Genomic DNA, 16,309 nt, shown 5'->3' with positions numbered 1-16,309 from the left:
CAGCGGCGTGCGCTCCGGGACCTCCGTGGCCGCGGGCGGCTCGACCAGCCAGTCCGGGTTGGCCTGCTTGTCCCACCACTTCCAGGCGGCGACGGCGCCCGCGGTCAGGATGCCGACCACGGCGAGCCCCTTGGCGAGACGGGCGGCCCTGGCCCGGCGTTCGTGCTTGCGGGCCAGTCGCTGGATCTCCTTCGGCGAGACCTGACCGCGCAGCGCGGCGAGGGCCGCCGTGCCACGGGACGCGGCCTCCTCGCGCACGGGCTGCGCGGCGGCGACCGCGTGCTCGATGCGGGGCCTGGAATATTCGGCGGCCTGGCGAGCAGCCTTACGTGTACGGGCAGCGGCCTCGTGCGCGGCGTGGTCGACCTTCGGCGGCACGTGGGTCCGCGCCTGCTCGACGCGGGGAGCGACGTGCGCGCCGTACTGGACGCGGGCCTGTTCGGCGGCCTGTGACACCTTGGGTGCCAGCCGCACGCGCATCTCGTGCGCGTAGTGGGCGGCCTGGTCCTTGGCCGTGCCGGCATAAGGGGCCACCGCCTCCGCGGCGTGCCGGACGCTGTCCTTCGCCGAGCCGGTCGCGGCGCGCACGCTGTCGATGCGGGTCACGGGATCCTCCTCCTCGGTGGCGTATAGGTATGTCACCTTTCCACCCTTTCAGGGATCATGCCTTCCGGATCGCTCCGAGGCATGCGAGGGCGGGCATCCGGGTCACGAGAACACGGACTCCGACCGATCTGTGATCACGTCTCATCTCCGCTCAGCCCGACCGACCGGTTGCTTCCGTTCAATTCGATCGAATCGGTGCAAGAAGCGCTCTTGGCCGACAATGCCACGGATCCCTTCGGCGCGCGCCCACTCGGTGGCTACTCGTCCCAATCCGGTCCGTGCGAGGATCGGGGGGTCACAGAAGACAACGGAAGGCAGATCGTGGCTGAGCAGCTTTACGCCACCCTGAAGACCAACCAGGGCGACATCGAGGTCCGGCTTCTGCCGAACCACGCGCCCAAGACGGTCAAGAACTTTGTTGAGCTCGCTCAGGGCGAGCGCGAGTGGGTTCACCCCGCGACCGGCAAGAAGACCTCGGACCGCCTGTACGACGGAACGGTCTTCCACCGGGTGATCAGCGGCTTCATGATCCAGGGCGGTGACCCGCTGGGCAACGGCACGGGCGGCCCGGGCTACGAGTTCGAGGACGAGTTCCACCCGGACCTCGCCTTCGACAAGCCCTACCTGCTGGCGATGGCCAACGCCGGTCCGGGCACCAACGGCTCGCAGTTCTTCGTGACTGTCGCGCCGACCGCGTGGCTGACCCGCAAGCACACGATCTTCGGCGAGGTCACCAACGACGCCAGCAAGAAGGTCGTGGACGCCATCGCGACCGCGCAGACCAACCCGCGCACCGACCGTCCGGTCAACGACGTGGTCATCGAGTCCGTGGTCATCGAGACCCGCGACGCCTGACCTGCGTATCCGCGAGGGAACCAAACCGCCCCGCCCGTCCGTAAGGAAGGGCGGGGCGGTGCGTTGCCACGTGTGCCGTCACTGTGCCTTCGTACGGAGATTGAGGGGACCCCATGGACCAGGCGCCAGGCAGCCCGCAGGAGCCGCAGGGTGCGTCGGGCCTGCCCGGCTGCTACCGGCATCCGGACCGTGAGACCGGTATCACCTGTACGCGCTGTGAGCGGCCCATCTGCCCCGAGTGCATGATCAGCGCCTCGGTCGGCTTCCAGTGCCCGGACTGCGTCCGTGGCGGCTCGGGCACCGGTCACGCGCCGGCGGCCAACCAGCCGCGCACGGTGGCGGGCGGCGCGATCACCTCCGACCCGCGTCTGGTCACCAAGATCCTGGTCGGGCTGAACCTCGCCGTGTTCCTGGTGCAGCTGGCGGTCGGGGACCGCTTCACCGATCAGTACGACCTGCTCGGGCGGGCCTTCGTGCCGGAGCTCGGTTCGGTCGAGGGCGTCGCCGAGGGGCAGTGGTATCGCCTGGTGACGGCGATGTTCCTGCACAGCAGCATCATGCACATCGCCCTGAACATGCTCAGCCTGTGGTGGATCGGCGGTCCGCTCGAAGCGGCGCTCGGCCGTGCCCGCTTCCTCGCGCTGTACATGGCGTCGGGGCTCGCCGGCAGCGCGCTGACCTATCTCCTGGAGGAGCCGAACCGGCCCTCGCTCGGCGCGTCCGGCGCCATTTTCGGTCTGTTCGGCGCGACCGCCATCCTGATGCGGCGGCTGAACTACGACATGCGGCCGGTGATCGCGCTCCTGGCGATCAACCTGGTGATCACGGCCTTCTGGCCGAACATCTCGTGGCAGGCCCACATCGGCGGGCTCGTCGGCGGCATCGTCGTCGGCTACGCGATGGTGCACGCGCCCCGCGAGCGGCGGAGCCTCATCCAGTTCGGCAGTTGTGCACTGGTGCTCGTCGCGGCTGTGGTCATGGTCGTCATCAGGACCGGGCAGCTCACCTGACGTACCCACGTTGTCCACAGCGTGTGGTGGATCTTGTGCATGCTGTGGGGAACAACCGTGCCCCTTGTCCCTGACCTGGGTTTCCCCAGGAAGGACAAGGGGCGTGGCACGAACAGAGATCCGGTGGGTCAGTCACACCGGCGTCAACCGGCTGAGAGTTATCCACAGATCTTCAGACCTTTTCCCCATGTGGATAGCGCTGTGGATAACTCAGGGCAAGGCTTGCGCTCGGCGGTGCCGGCACTCCCGTGGAACAGGGCCTACTTCCACTGGGTGGAGACGCCGAAGCCCGCCGCGATGAAGCCGAAGCCGACCACGATGTTCCAGTTGCCCAGCGGGTCGATCGGCAGCTTGCCGTCCGTGACGTAGAAGACGACGATCCAGGCGAGGCCGATGATGAACATCGCCAGCATCACCGGAGCCACCCAGCTGCGGTTCGTCAGCTTGATGTTCGTCGCCTTCTTCGAGGGCGGCGGCGTGTAGTCGTCTGCCTTCTTGCGGATACGTGACTTCGGCACGAGGGTCTCTCCTGTCGATGCGCTGCGTGGCCGCGCAGGTAACTGTGGTCTGGCGCCGGACGGACGCTGCGGGGAGCTGAGGCCTCCCCCGGGCGTCCGTTAGCGTAGTGCTTCCGCGGCGCTGAAGGAGATAAGGGTACGTTGAGCAATTCTGCCGACTCCCACAAAGGTGCCGGTCGTCGCCCTCGATGGCGTCCGGTTCGGGTGCTTACGGGTGCCGTTTTCGCGCTCGCCGGGTTGATCTTCTTCACGAGTTTCAACACGGCCAAGGGCACCAACATCCGTACGGACGCCTCCCTGCTGAAACTTTCCGACCTCATCCAGGAGCGCAGCCACAAGAACGGCGAGCTCGACGAGTCCAACGGCTCGCTCCGGGACGACGTCGAGTCGCTCGCCCAGCGCGACAACGGCAGCACCAAGGCGGACGACGCCCGGCTCAAGGCGCTGGAGAACAACGCCGGCACCAAGAAGCTCAGCGGCAAGGCGGTCACGGTCACCCTCGCCGACGCCCCGCCCGACGCCAGTGCCAAGCTCCCCGGCTACCCCGAGCCCCAGCCGAACGACCTGGTCATCCACCAGCAGGACCTCCAGGCCGTGGTCAACGCCCTCTGGCTGGGCGGAGCCGAGGGGATCAAGGTCATGGACCAGCGCCTGATCTCGACCAGCGCCGTGCGCTGTGTGGGCAACACCCTGATCCTCCAGGGCCGCGTCTACTCCCCGCCCTACAAGGTGACCGCGGTCGGCGACCCCGAGAAGCTCAAGAGCGCCCTCGCCGCCTCCCCCGAGATCCAGAACTACATGCTGTACGTCAACGCCTACGGGCTCGGCTGGAAAGTCGACGACGACGGGGCGGTGACTCTTCCTGGCTACTCGGGCACAGTGGATCTCCACTACGCGAAGCCCGTGGAGTAAGCCCGCTGGGAGCTGCTGGGGGAGCCTGTGTCGGTGCGTGTGCTCGTCAGGACGTTCAGCGAACTGTGCATCACCGTAGGCACGTTGATCGTGCTCTTCGTGGTGTACGTCCTGTTCTGGACCGGCGTGAAGGCCGACAGCGCCATGGACAGCCAGATCGACGAGTTGCAGGACCGGTGGGCGCAGGGCTCCGTGCCCGCGGGCACGAACGGCGGTGGCGGCGACGCCGTCGACGACTCCCCGGACGCGCCCGCCCCCTACAAGGACGGCAAGCCCTTCGCCGTCATGTACATCCCGCGGTTCGGTTTCACGTGGAACAAGCCCGTGCTCCAGGGCACCGGCGCCGAGGTGCTCAAGAAGGGCCTCGGCCACTACGCCTCCACCGCCCGGCTCGGGCAGAAGGGCAACTTCTCCGTGGCCGGCCACCGCCGCACCTACGGCGACCCCTTCAAGGACTTCCCCGAGCTGCGCCCCGGCGACCCCGTCGTCCTGACCGACGGCGCGACCTGGTTCACGTACCGCATCGACAAGAAGCCTTACAAGACGCTGCCCGGCGACATCGGTGTCATTGATCCCGTGCCACGCAAATCCGGCTATGACGGCCCGGGACGTTACCTCACCCTTACGACCTGTGAACCAGAGTGGGGCCACAGCCACCGGCTGATCGTCTGGGCGCATTTGGATGCCACACAGCCTGTGGAGGCCGGGAAACCGGAGGCACTGCGCCGTTAGTCTGGTGCCGTACGGCGCGGGAGGCCTGGCCGTACGCGACGGAAGGGACGGCATGTACGGCTGGATCTGGCGGCATCTGCCGGGAAACGCATGGGTGAGGGCGCTGATTTCGCTGCTGCTCGTCCTCGCGGTGGTCTATGTGCTCTTCCAGTACGTGTTCCCCTGGGCCGAGCCGCTGCTGCCCTTCAACGACGTCACCGTGGACGGCCAGTGAGCACCGCGAGCGGCGGTCGCCGCACCCGCGTCCTGGTCGTGGACAACTACGACAGCTTCGTCTTCAACCTCGTCCAGTACCTCTACCAGCTGGGCGCCGAGTGCGAGGTCGTCCGCAACGACGAGGTCGAGCTCCGGCACGCCCAGGACGGCTTCGACGGCGTCCTGCTCTCGCCGGGCCCCGGCACCCCCGAGCAGGCGGGCGTCTGCGTCGAGATGGTGCGGCACTGCGCCGACACCGGCGTGCCCGTCTTCGGCGTCTGCCTCGGCATGCAGTCGATGGCGGTGGCGTACGGCGGCGTGGTGGACCGCGCCCCGGAGCTGCTGCACGGCAAGACCTCCCTCGTGCGCCATGAGGGCAAGGGGGTCTTCGCGGGCCTGCCGTCGCCGTTCACCGCGACCCGCTACCACTCGCTGGCCGCCGAGCCCGCCACCGTCCCGGCGGACCTGGAGGTCACCGCGCGCACGGAGGACGGCATCATCATGGGCCTGCGCCACCGCGAACTGCCCGTCGAGGGCGTGCAGTTCCATCCCGAGTCGGTGCTGACCGAGCACGGCCATCTGATGCTCGCCAACTGGCTGGTGGAGTGCGGCGACAAGGGTGCCGTGGAGCGAGCGAGCGGGCTGGCCCCGGTGGTGGGCAGGGCCACGGCGTGACCGCCCTGCGCCCCGAGCGCGACTCCTCCGGAGCCCCGTACGACGCGAGTGACGCGTACGGGGACGGTGGTGGCGTCGCCTCCGGGGGCGCCGGCGGGCTCGAGGGCGGCGCGTTGGAGGCGGCGGTCGACCACCTGGCCGATCCGCTGACCAACCCTCTGCCGGGGCAGCATCCCTCTCCGTGGTTCCGCAGCGCGCAGGCGGAGCAGCCGCCGCGGGCTGCGGCTTCGGAGCCGCAGCAGACCATGGCTGAGGCGCCTCAGCCATCTCAGGTGCCTCAGCCACCTCAGACACCTCAGGTGCCTCAGGCTCTCCAGGAAGAGGAGTGGTACGACCCCGCGGGGTATGCCCGGGACTGGTACGGGGAGCAGGCGGAGCCGCAGCCCCAGCCGAAGCCCCAGCCCCAGGAGACGGCCGAGCCCACGTACGAGCAGCTGTACGGCGCGTACGCTCCCGAACGGCCCGCGCCCGAGCCGGAAGCCGCGTACGAGACGCGCGACGCGCACAGGACGCACGGGACGCACGGGACGCCCGAGGCGATACCCGACGACGAGACCGTGGCGCTGCGCACCGAGGACACCCGTCGAATAGCCGAGCCGGAGCCCGCTCGTCCCACCGAGGGCCGTGCGGCCCGCCGCAAGGCCGCCAAGAAGGGGGGAGCCCGCCCCGCGGCGCCGGCACGCCCCACGGAGCCCCGCCAGGGTGCCCCTCTCTCCCGCCTCGAAGCCCGTCGCGCGGAACGCGCCCGCAGGCCCTCGCCCGGCGCGGTCATCAGCCGGGGACTCGGCGAAGTCTTCATCACCGTCGGCGTCCTGATGCTCCTGTTCGTCACCTATCAGCTGTGGTGGACGAACATCCGCGCCCAGCAGCAGGCGGACGGCGCCGCCCACGACCTCCAGGAGAGCTGGGCGAAGGGCAAGGGCAAGCCCGGCGCCTTCGAGCCCGGCCAGGGCTTCGCGCTGCTGCACATCCCGCGCCTGGACGTCGTCGTGCCGGTCGCCGAGGGCATCGACAAGCAGAAGGTCCTCGACCGCGGCATGGTCGGCCACTACAACGAGGGCGGCGCCACCAAGACCCCGATGCCGGACGCCAAGCAGGGCAACTTCGCGGTCGCGGGCCACCGCAACACTCACGGCGAGCCGTTCCGGTACATCAACCGTCTGGAGCCGGGCGACCCGATCGTCGTAGAGACGCAGGACAAGTACTTCGTCTACAAGATGGCGAGCATCCTGCCGCAGACGAGCCCGAGCAACACCGGTGTGATCGGCCCCGTTCCGCCCGGATCCGGCTTCACGAAACCCGGGCGGTACATCACACTGACCACCTGCACCCCGGAATTCACGAGTAAGTATCGAATGATCGTCTGGGGCAAGATGGTCGAGGAACGGCCGCGCAGCAAGGGAAAGCCGAGCGCGCTCGTCAACTAGAAGTGTGAGAACGGGGCAGATCCAGTGGCAGCCACCACCGACCACGACGAGAAGCAGGCCGACGCGTCGCCCGCGTCCGGGCCCGCGCCACGGCCACGGGGCCGCGGTCCCGTCGCCACGGCCGTCAGCGTCTTCGGCGAACTCCTCATCACCGCGGGCCTGGTGCTCGGCCTGTTCGTCGTCTACTCGCTCTGGTGGACCAACGTCATAGCGGACCGCGAGGCGCACCGGCAGGGCGACCGCGTGCGCGACCGCTGGGCGGGCGGCCCCGGCACCATCGACACCAAGGACGGCATCGGCTTCCTGCACGTCCCCGCGATGGGCAACGGCGAGATCCTGGTCAAGCAGGGCACGACCAGCAAGATCCTCAACGACGGTGTCGCCGGCTACTACAAGGACCCGATCAAGTCCGCCCTTCCCCAGGACAAGGAAGGCAACTTCACGCTGGCCGCGCACCGCGACGGCCACGGCGCGAAGTTCCACAAGATCGACAAGCTCAAGAAGGGCGACGCGATCGTCTACGAGTCCCGGGACAAGTGGTACGTGTACAAGGTCTACGCGACGCTGCCCGAGACCTCGAAGTTCAACGTGAGGGTCCTGGACCCCGTCCCGAAGGAATCGGGCGTGAAGAAGCCGGGCCGCTACATCACGCTGACGACCTGCACGCCGGTCTACACCTCGAACTATCGCTACATCGTGTGGGGCGAGCTGGAGCGCGTGGAGAAGGTCGACAACAAGCGGACGCCCCCGGCGGAGCTGAAGTAGCGAGGCACGCGCCCGAAGCGACCGTACGAACGAGGTTCCCGTACCAACGAAGCAACCGTACGAACGAGAGAGCCCCGGTACCGGGGCTCTCTCGTGGACGGAGAGGGGCGCTTCAGTCGTCGTTGTGGCGGCCCCAGCCGCCGGCGCCCGCGATGAAGCCGTCGCCTCCGCCGTCGTCACCGCCGTTTCCACCGTTGCCGTTGCCGCCACCGCCGCCCGCGGTGGTCAGGTTGACCGCCGAGCCGGGCGCGGCCTTCTCGCCGGCGTTGGGCTGCGACAGGACCACGAGGGCGTCGTCGTCCTGCGGTCCGGTGATGGTGCCGACCGTCAGACCGGCGTCCTCGATGGCCTTGCGGGCGTCCTTCAGCTTCTGGCCGGTGAGCGGCGGGACGGTGGCTTCCTCGGCCTTCTTGGCGACCTGGACGGTGACGGTGGAGCCCGGGTCCGCGGGGGTGCCTGCGGCGGGCGTGGTCTTGATGACCTTGCCCTCCTCGACGTCCTCGCTGGCGACGTCCTGACGAGCGGGGGTGAACCCGTTGTCGGTGATCTGCTTCGCGGCGTCCTCGTAGGACTGGCCGGCCACGTCGGGGACGAGTTGCTGCTTCTTCTCCTTGGCGACGGTGAGCGTGATGGTCGCGCTCTTCTCCGCCTTGGTGTCGCCCTCGGGGTCCTGGCCGATGACCTTGCCGGGGGTCCGGTCGGACTCCTCGGTCTCCTGCTCGATGTTCGAGAAGCCCTTGTCCTCGAGCAGCTTCTTGGCCTCGGCGAAGCTCAGGCCCTGGACATCCGGGACCATGATCTTCGGCGTGCCGCTCGAGACCGTCACCGTGACGGTCTCGCCCTTCTTGATCTCCGAATCGGCTGCCGGGTCCTGGCTGCAGACCTCGCCCTTCGGGTACTTCGCGCAGGGCTCGCGCTTGCCGATCTCCAGCTTGAGGCCGACGTTCTCGGCGGACTCCTTGGCCCGCTCGTACGTCTCGCCGACGAAGTCCGGGGTCTTCGTCATGTCGTCGCCGCCGTTCCCGCTGAACGCCCACTTCCCGATGAGGATCGCCCCCACCAGGACCAGGACGCCCGCGAGGATCAGCAGCCAGGTCGACGCGTTGCTCTTCTTCTGGCGGCGGCCGCGGCCCTCGTCGTAGCCGTAGCCCCCGTCGTCCGGGTTAACCGGCGGCATCATCGACGTCTGGCCGCCGCCGTTCTGCGGGCGCAGCATCGCCGTCTGCTGGTCGTCCGGGTGGCCGCCGTAGCCGACCGCGCCCATGGCGGCGGTGGCCGCGACGGGCTGGCCGTCCAGGCACGCCTCGATGTCGGCGCGCATCTCGTCGGCCGACTGGTAGCGGTAGTCCGGGTCCTTGGTGAGCGCCTTGAGGACGATCGCGTCCATCTCGGGCGTGATCTCGCCGTCGAAGACGCTCGGGGCCTGCGGCTCTTCCCGTACGTGCTGATAGGCGACCGCGACCGGGGAGTCCCCGACGAACGGCGGCCGGACCGTCAGGAGCTCGTAGAGCAGACAGCCCGTGGAGTAGAGGTCGGAGCGGGCGTCGACCTGCTCGCCCTTGGCCTGCTCCGGCGAGAGGTACTGCGCCGTGCCGATGACCGCGGCCGTCTGCGTCATCGTCATGCCGGACTCGCCCATCGCGCGCGCGATGCCGAAGTCCATGACCTTGACCTGGCCGTTGCGCGTCAGCATGACGTTCGCCGGCTTGATGTCGCGGTGGACGATGCCGTTGCGGTGCGAGTACTCCAGGGCCTGGAGGATGCCGATCGTCATCTCCATGGCCCGCTCCGGCAGCAGCTTGCGGCCGGAGTGCAGGAGCTCGCGCAGCGTGGAGCCGTCGACGTACTCCATCACGATGTACGGGATGGAGACCCCGTCGACGTAGTCCTCGCCGGTGTCGTAGACCGCGACGATCGCCGGGTGGTTGAGCGAGGCGGCCGACTGGGCCTCACGGCGGAACCGGGCCTGGAAGGACGGGTCGCGAGCGAGGTCCACCCGCAGCGTCTTCACCGCCACGGTGCGGCCGAGCCGGGTGTCGTGCGCGAGGTACACCTCGGCCATGCCACCACGGCCGAGCACCTGGCCCAGCTCGTACCGGCCGCCGAGGCGACGCGGCTCTTCCATAGCTAATCCAGCCCTCTCCGTCGGTCCCGACCGCACCGTTGTGTGGTCCGGCGGTGTGCTGTCCGGGCATACCGTACCCGGCTCGACTTGCGTGACCCGGACGCGACCGTCACCCGATACCGGACCGGTACCGCAACGTGCACCGATGTGGAGGGAGCGTGATGGGGGTCACTTCTTGCTCTGGATGACTGCCTTCATCACGTCCTTGGCGATGGGCGCGGCGAGGCCGCCACCGGAGATGTCACCCCGGTCGGCGTCGCTGTCCTCGACCACCACGGCGACGGCGACCGGCGAACCGGAGTCCGTCTTGGCGTACGAGATGAACCACGCGTACGGGTTCTTGCTGTTGGCGACGCCGTGCTGCGCCGTACCCGTCTTACCTCCGACAGTGACGCCGGGGATCTTGGCGTTGGTTCCGGTTCCCTCGTTGACGACCGTCTCCATCATTTCCTGGAGCTTCTGGGCGTTCTCCTTCGAGAGCGGCTCGCTCATCTTCTTCGGCGAGTGCTTCTCGATGACGTCGAGGTTGCGGGCCTGCAGCTCACTGACCATGTACGGCTCCATGAGCGTGCCGTCGTTGGCGATCGCGGAGGCGACCATGGCCATCTGGAGCGGGGTCGTGGCCGTCTCGAACTGACCGATGGAGGACAGCGCGGTCTGCGGCTTGTCCATGTCCTCGGGGAAGTTGGAGGCGTTGGAGCGGACCGGGATGAACTGCTCGGAGTTGAAGCCGAACTTCTTCGCCGTCTCCAGCATCTTGTCCTTGCCGAGATCGGAACCGATCTTGCCGAAGACGGTGTTGCAGGAGATCCGCAGCGCCTCACGCAGCGAGACGTTCTTGCAGGGGATGTTGTTCTCGTTCTTCAGAGGCGTCTGCGTGTTCGGCAGCGTCCACGGCAGCGGCGACTTCGTCTTCTCGTCGATGCTGCTGTAGAGGCCGTGCTCCAGGGCGGCCGCCGCCGTGACCACCTTGAAGGTGGAGCCGGGCGGGTAGGTCTCGCGCAGCGCGCGGTTGACCAGCGGCTTGTCCTTGTCCTTGTCCAGGTCCAGGAAGTGCTGGGCTTCCTTGTCGGTGTTGCCGGCGAAGGTCCCCGGGTCGTACGACGGCGTGGAGGCCAGCGCGAGGATCGCGCCGGTCGACGGGTCGATCGCGGCGACGGCGCCCTTGCCCTTGTTCTTCAGGCCGTTGTACGCGGCCTTCTGGGCGGCGGAGTTGAGGGTCGTGACGACATTGCCGCCCTCCTTCTTCTCGCCGGTCAGCATGTCGAGCGTGCGGCGGAAGAACAGCCGGTCGTCGTTGCCGGTCAGGATGCCGTCGTCGATGTTCTCCAGCTGGCTGGCGCCGATGCGCTGCGAGGAGTAACCGGTGACGGGGGACCACATGTCCCCGTCCTTCCAGGTGCGCTTGTACTTCAGGTCGCTGCCCGGAGTGGCCTTGGAGCCGGTGATGGGCTTGCCGTCGACGATGATGTCGCCGCGCGGCTGGGAGTAGCGCTCGATGGTGACGCGGCGGTTCTTCTCGTGCTTGGCGAGGGTGTCCGCCTGGACGTACTGGAGCCAGTTGTCCCGGGCGAGCAGAGCGAGGACCAGCAGCCCGCAGAAGATCGCGATCCGGCGCAGGGGCTTGTTCACGGTCGGACCACCTGGGTCATTTCGGCGTCGGGGTTCGGTGCGGGGGACGGGGCCGGGCGGCGCGCGGTGTCGCTGATCCGGATCAGGATGCCGACCAGGGCCCAGTTGGCGATGACGGAGGAACCGCCGTACGCCAGGAAGGGCATGGTCATACCCGTCAGCGGGATCAGGCCCATGACGCCGCCGGCGACGACGAAGACCTGGATGGCGAAGGCTCCGGAGAGGCCGATCGCGAGGAGCTTGCCGAACGGGTCGCGGGCGGCGAGCGCCGTGCGCACACCGCGCTCCACGATCAGGCCGTAGATCAGCAGGATCGCCATCACGCCGGCCAGACCCATCTCCTCGCCGAAGGTGGCGAGGATGAAGTCGGAGTTGGCGGCGAAGCCGATGAGGTCGGAGTTGCCCTGGCCGAGGCCGGTGCCGAGGACACCGCCCGAGCCGAAGGCCATCAGCGACTGGGCGATCTGGTCGGTCTGGGCGAGGGTCTCCGGGGCGAACGGGTTCAGCCAGGCGTCCACACGCTGCTGCACGTGGGGCTCGAAGGTGGCAACGCCGACCGCGCCGACCGCGGACATCAGCAGACCGAACACGATCCAGCTGGTGCGCTCCGTGGCGACGTACAGCATCACGACGAACATGCCGAAGAACAGCAGCGACGTACCGAGGTCGGTCTCGAAGACCAGGATCAGGATGGACATCGCCCAGACCACCACGATCGGTCCGAGGTCGCGGCCGCGCGGCAGGTACAGGCCCATGAAGCGGCGGCTGGCCAGGGCGAGCGCGTCGCGCTTCACCATCAGATAGCCGGCGAAGAAGATCGCGATGACGATCTTCGCGAACTCACCGGGCTGGATGGAGAAGCCGCCGACGCGGATCCAGATCTTGGCGCCGAACACGTTCATGCCGAGGCCGGGGACCAGCGGCAGGAGCAGCAGGACCAGGGCGCCCACCATGGAGATGTAGGTGTAGCGCTGCAGGACGCGGTGGTCCTTGAGCAGGAGCAGTACGCCGACGAAGAGGGCGACGCCGATCGCGGAGTACATCAGCTGGTTCGGAGCCGAGGGGCTGAACGCGCCGAACTGCGCCTCGGCGCGCTGCTGGAGCTTCTCCGACTGGTCGAGCCGCCAGACGACGACCAGGCCGAGGCCGTTGAGCAGCGTCGCCAGCGGAAGCAGCAGCGGGTCGGCATAGGCCGCGAACCTGCGGACGACGATGTGGCCGACGCCGGCCAGCATGCCGAGCCCCAGACCGTACCCGAGCATGCCTGTGGGGATCTCGCCGGTGAGTGCGAGGCCCACGTTCATGTAGGCGAACAGCGGGATGACGACCGCGAACGCGAGCAGCGCGAGCTCGGTGTTGCGCCGGCTCGGCGCCCCGATCGCGCCGATCGTCGACGTGTGTGTAGTACTACTGCTCATGGCGTGCAAGGGCCCCCAACGGCTGCTTACTGCTTACCGCACAGCGGGACCAGCTTCTGCTCATCCTCGGAGAGGCTGGGGCCGGGTGTGGGAGTCGGTGCGGTCTTGGACTTGTTCTTGTCGGTCTTGTCGTTCGCGTCGTTCTTGCCGGACGCCGAGGTGCTCGGGTCCGGGTTCGGCGCCTCGCGCAGGCCGGTCGTGCCGCCCGCCTCGCCCTCGCCGGTCTTGGCGTTGTTCTCGCGCTCGACCTTGCGGCGCTCGGCGTCCTTCTTGCACGCGGAGGCCTGCAGGCCGAGCTCGTCGATCTTGCCCTTGGCCTCGTCGAGGTTGCCCTCGGCGATGGTGGCCTCGACCTGCTTGCGCTGGTACGGCGGCAGGTACTTGAGTTCGATCTCGGGGTGGTCCTTCTCGACCTTCGACAGGCTGACCCACGCCAGATCCTGGTCGATGCCGCGGAAGAGGGCGACGTGCTCGTCCTTCGTGCCCACGTAGTACTGCGTCTGCGTCCAGCGGTAGCCGCCGTAGAGACCGCCGCCGATGACGGCGAGCGCCAGCACGGAGTAGAGCGATCTCTTGAGCCACTTGCGGCCGCCGCGCGGCTTGACGAAGTCCTCGTCGTCGTACGCCCCGAAGCTGCCCTCGGGGACATAGCCCGTGGTGTCACCGCTTCCGGGCGGCCCGAAGCCGCCTCCGGAGGGCTGCGGCGGCACCGGCCTGCCGAGCCCCGAGGCACGGCCCGCGGGCGTCTGCATGGCGCCGTCGTCCTGCGCCTGGAGCTGGTTCTCGGCGACCGCGCCGACCACCACGGGGGTGTCGGACAGCTGGCCCGCGAGGGTGTCGCCGCTGTCGATGTCCAGGACGTCGGCGACGATCACGGTGATGTTGTCGGGGCCGCCGCCGCGCAGCGCGAGCTGGATCAGCTCCTGCACGGTCTCCTGCGGGCCCTGGTAGGAGGCGAGGGTGTCCTCCATGGTCTGGTGCGAGACGACTCCGGAGAGGCCGTCCGAGCAGATCAAGTACCGGTCGCCGGCGCGGACTTCACGGATGGAGAGGTCCGGCTCGACGTGGTCGCCGCTGCCCAGCGCGCGCATGAGGAGGGACCTCTGCGGGTGCGTGGTGGCCTCTTCCTCGGTGATGCGGCCCTCGTCGACCAGCCGCTGCACCCAGGTGTGGTCCTGCGTGATCTGCGTCAGGACGCCGTCCCGCAGCAGATACGCGCGGGAGTCGCCGACGTGCACGAGGCCGAGGCGCTGGCCCGTCCACAGAAGGGCGGTGAGCGTGGTGCCCATGCCCTCCAGCTGGGGGTCCTCCTCGACCATCAGCCGCAGCTGGTCGTTGGCCCGCTGCACGGCGGTGCCGAGCGACGTGAGGATGTCCGAGCCGGGGACGTCGTCGTCGAGCGTGACGAGCGTCGAGATCACCTCGGAGCTCGCCACCTCGCCCGCGGCCTGGCCCCCCATGCCGTCGGCGATCGCGAGGAGACGCGGTCCGGCGTAACCGGAGTCCTCGTTCCCCTCCCGGATCATGCCTTTGTGCGATCCGGCGGCGAAGCGCAAAGACAGACTCATGCGCACCTCGCCCGTCGGCTCCGGGTACATCCGCACGGTGCCCACCCTCCGGTCGGGAGCGCGCCGGCGTCCAGTGCCTGGACAGCCGCTTCGGCTCGCTCGCTCCGCTCGCTCATTGTCGTACTACTTCCGCAGCTCGATGACGGTCTTGCCGATGCGGATCGGCGCGCCCAGCGGAACGGGCGTCGGGGTGGTGAGTCGGGTCCGGTCGAGATACGTGCCGTTGGTGGACCCGAGATCCTCGACGATCCACTGGCCGTCACGGTCCGGGTAGATCCTGGCATGCCTGCTGGAGGCGTAGTCGTCGTCCAGCACGATCGTGGAGTCGTGCGCGCGGCCCAGCGTGATGGTCTGGCCCTGCAGGGCGACCGTCGTCCCCGCGAGGATGCCCTCGGAGACGACCAGCTTGCTGGGGGCACCGCGGCGCTGGCGGCCACCGCCCTGCTGCTGGCGCTGCTGAGGCGGCGCGGCCTGCTGCTGGCGGCCGGTCTGCTGCGGCCGTGCGTCACGGCGCGACCCACGCTGGGTGACGCGCGTACCGAACAGGTCGCTGCGGATGACCTGGACGGCCACGATCACGAACAGCCACAGAACGGCCAGGAAACCCAGCCGCATGACCGTCAGGGTCAGCTCTGACATTGCCCCCGCTTCACCCTTCGGCTTGCCGGTAAATGATGGTGGTGCTGCCCACGACGATCCGCGAGCCGTCGCGGAGCGTAGCGCGGGTGGTGTGCTGCCCGTCTACCACGATGCCGTTGGTAGACCCGAGATCCTGGATCGTCGAGGGCGTTCCGGTCCGGATCTCACAGTGCCGGCGCGAGACGCCGGGGTCGTCGATCCGCACATCGGCGTCGGTGCTGCGACCCAGCACCAGCGTCGGGCGGGAGATCTGATGGCGATTGCCGTTGATCTCGATCCAGCGCCGCACCTGGGCGCCCGGAAGGGCTCCGGAGCCGGAGCCCGGAGGTCTGCTCGGTGCCGCGGAAGGGCCGCCGGGGCGGCCCGCTCCGGGCGGTGGTGAGGCCGGCATGGGAGGCGCTCCTGCGCCGCCGGGGGAACCGGCGGGCGGATAGCCGTACCCCCCGCCTCCCGCGCCGCGGCCGGGGCTCGTGGCGCCACCGGCACCGGGGCCCGCGGGGGCGCGCTCGGGGGTCTGGGAGGTGCTGGACGCGAGCGTGCGGCTGCGGACGCGATACAGGCCGGTGTCGAGGTCCTCGGCCTTCTCCAGGTGGACCTTGATGGGGCCCATGAAGCTGTAGCGCTGCTGCTTGGCGTAGTCGCGCACCATGCCGGAGAGCTCGTCGCCGAGCTGGCCCGAGTACGGGCTCAGCCGCTCGAAGTCGGGGGCGCTGAGCTCCACGATGAAGTCATTGGGGACGACGGTCCGCTCGCGGTTCCAGATCGTCGCGTTGTTGTCGCACTCGCGCTGGAGGGCGCCGGCGATCTCGACGGGCTGGACCTCGGACTTGAACACCTTGGCGAAGGTGCCGTTGACCAGACCTTCGAGCCGCTGCTCGAACTTCTTCAGGACTCCCATGGGGCACCTCCTCCGTCGTAGTCATCCTGGTACTGCTTACTGATCGTATCCACGCGCCGGGAAATCGGCTGGTTCCCCCTGTCCGCCCAGTCGACGAGTGTCGCCTCTCACAAGGCATGCCCGCGCGAGGGTCCGGGGATCCTCCGGGAGTCCCTGATGGAGCCCTGATCTCCGGCTCCGGAACCCCTTCCGGGCAGCTGCTCGGGACGCCTGCTCGAGCCTCCTTTTACAAGGGATCGTAGAGGGGCCTCCAAGCCAGTGTCCCGCACCTGGCTGTGGAGCTTGGCGAGCTCGGTCGAGGGCGGGAGCTCCGGTGGAGCTCAGGGGTGAGGTC

15 protein-coding genes are annotated in these 16,309 nt (G+C 68.8%); 7 read left to right on the top strand and 8 right to left on the bottom strand.

Features of this window, described 5'->3' with window-relative positions; genetic code table 11:
- The coding region (locus AOK22_RS27330) for a DUF5324 family protein (RefSeq protein WP_055701383.1) at window positions 1-606 on the bottom strand (606 nt) is incomplete at its 3' end.
- A gap of 321 nt (window positions 607-927) precedes the next feature.
- Between AOK22_RS27330 and AOK22_RS27325 the strand changes: the two genes are divergently transcribed.
- Together AOK22_RS27325 and AOK22_RS27320 are read left to right on the top strand one after the other, a co-directional pair.
- Entirely contained in the window at window positions 928-1,461 is a 534-nt protein-coding gene (locus AOK22_RS27325; RefSeq protein WP_055701382.1) for a peptidylprolyl isomerase, read from the top strand.
- A gap of 113 nt (window positions 1,462-1,574) precedes the next feature.
- Window positions 1,575-2,471 (top strand): rhomboid family intramembrane serine protease, encoded by an 897-nt coding sequence (locus tag AOK22_RS27320; RefSeq protein WP_055701381.1) that lies wholly within the window; start codon window positions 1,575-1,577, stop codon window positions 2,469-2,471.
- Between the two features lie 260 nt (window positions 2,472-2,731).
- Here the strand turns inward: AOK22_RS27320 and crgA are convergent, their stop codons facing one another.
- Window positions 2,732-2,989, bottom strand: a complete 258-nt coding sequence (gene crgA, locus AOK22_RS27315; RefSeq protein WP_055701380.1) for a cell division protein CrgA — start codon at window positions 2,987-2,989, stop codon at window positions 2,732-2,734.
- Window positions 2,990-3,130: 141 nt separating this feature from the next.
- On the opposite strand from crgA, the gene AOK22_RS27310 reads away from it, so the two are divergent.
- From AOK22_RS27310 to AOK22_RS27285, 5 genes are all read left to right on the top strand, one after another.
- On the top strand, window positions 3,131-3,901 hold the full coding sequence (locus AOK22_RS27310) for a DUF881 domain-containing protein (protein WP_055701379.1): 771 nt from the start codon (window positions 3,131-3,133) through the stop codon (window positions 3,899-3,901).
- Between the two features lie 33 nt (window positions 3,902-3,934).
- Window positions 3,935-4,633 (top strand): class E sortase, encoded by a 699-nt coding sequence (locus AOK22_RS27305; protein ID WP_055701384.1) that lies wholly within the window; start codon window positions 3,935-3,937, stop codon window positions 4,631-4,633.
- Window positions 4,634-4,843: 210 nt separating this feature from the next.
- On the top strand, window positions 4,844-5,503 hold the full coding sequence (locus AOK22_RS27295; protein WP_055701377.1) for an aminodeoxychorismate/anthranilate synthase component II: 660 nt from the start codon (window positions 4,844-4,846) through the stop codon (window positions 5,501-5,503).
- Window positions 5,500-6,930, top strand: coding sequence for a class E sortase (locus AOK22_RS27290; protein ID WP_055701376.1), 1,431 nt, complete (start codon window positions 5,500-5,502; stop codon window positions 6,928-6,930). The genes AOK22_RS27295 and AOK22_RS27290 overlap by 4 nt, the downstream gene beginning before the upstream one ends.
- A gap of 24 nt (window positions 6,931-6,954) precedes the next feature.
- Window positions 6,955-7,695, top strand: coding sequence for a class E sortase (locus AOK22_RS27285; protein WP_055701375.1), 741 nt, complete (start codon window positions 6,955-6,957; stop codon window positions 7,693-7,695).
- Between the two features lie 112 nt (window positions 7,696-7,807).
- On the opposite strand, the gene pknB is transcribed toward AOK22_RS27285, so the two are convergent.
- The 6 genes from pknB to AOK22_RS27255 form a co-directional block, all read right to left on the bottom strand.
- Window positions 7,808-9,820 carry a Stk1 family PASTA domain-containing Ser/Thr kinase gene (pknB, locus tag AOK22_RS27280; protein WP_055701374.1) on the bottom strand — a complete coding sequence of 671 codons (2,013 nt, stop codon included), beginning with the start codon at window positions 9,818-9,820 and terminating at the stop codon, window positions 7,808-7,810.
- A 168-nt stretch (window positions 9,821-9,988) separates the two neighbouring features.
- Window positions 9,989-11,452 carry a peptidoglycan D,D-transpeptidase FtsI family protein gene (locus tag AOK22_RS27275; protein ID WP_055701373.1) on the bottom strand — a complete coding sequence of 488 codons (1,464 nt, stop codon included), beginning with the start codon at window positions 11,450-11,452 and terminating at the stop codon, window positions 9,989-9,991.
- Entirely contained in the window at window positions 11,449-12,870 is a 1,422-nt protein-coding gene (locus AOK22_RS27270; RefSeq protein WP_055701372.1) for an FtsW/RodA/SpoVE family cell cycle protein, read from the bottom strand. The genes AOK22_RS27275 and AOK22_RS27270 overlap by 4 nt, the downstream gene beginning before the upstream one ends.
- Before the next feature lie 26 nt (window positions 12,871-12,896).
- Window positions 12,897-14,438 (bottom strand): Stp1/IreP family PP2C-type Ser/Thr phosphatase, encoded by a 1,542-nt coding sequence (locus AOK22_RS27265; RefSeq protein WP_237773504.1) that lies wholly within the window; start codon window positions 14,436-14,438, stop codon window positions 12,897-12,899.
- Window positions 14,439-14,561: 123 nt separating this feature from the next.
- Window positions 14,562-15,077 (bottom strand): FHA domain-containing protein FhaB/FipA, encoded by a 516-nt coding sequence (locus tag AOK22_RS27260; RefSeq protein ID WP_055701370.1) that lies wholly within the window; start codon window positions 15,075-15,077, stop codon window positions 14,562-14,564.
- Window positions 15,078-15,087: 10 nt separating this feature from the next.
- A complete protein-coding gene (locus AOK22_RS27255) occupies window positions 15,088-15,975 on the bottom strand; it encodes an FhaA domain-containing protein (protein ID WP_055701369.1) in 888 nt (295 codons plus the stop codon).
- Window positions 15,976-16,309 lie beyond the last annotated feature (334 nt).

The organism is Streptomyces silaceus (assembly GCF_001419745.1).
Lineage (GTDB): Bacteria > Actinomycetota > Actinomycetes > Streptomycetales > Streptomycetaceae > Streptomyces > Streptomyces silaceus.
Note: the sequence above shows the minus strand (reverse complement) of the source record. Positions and strands in the feature narration are given on the sequence as shown.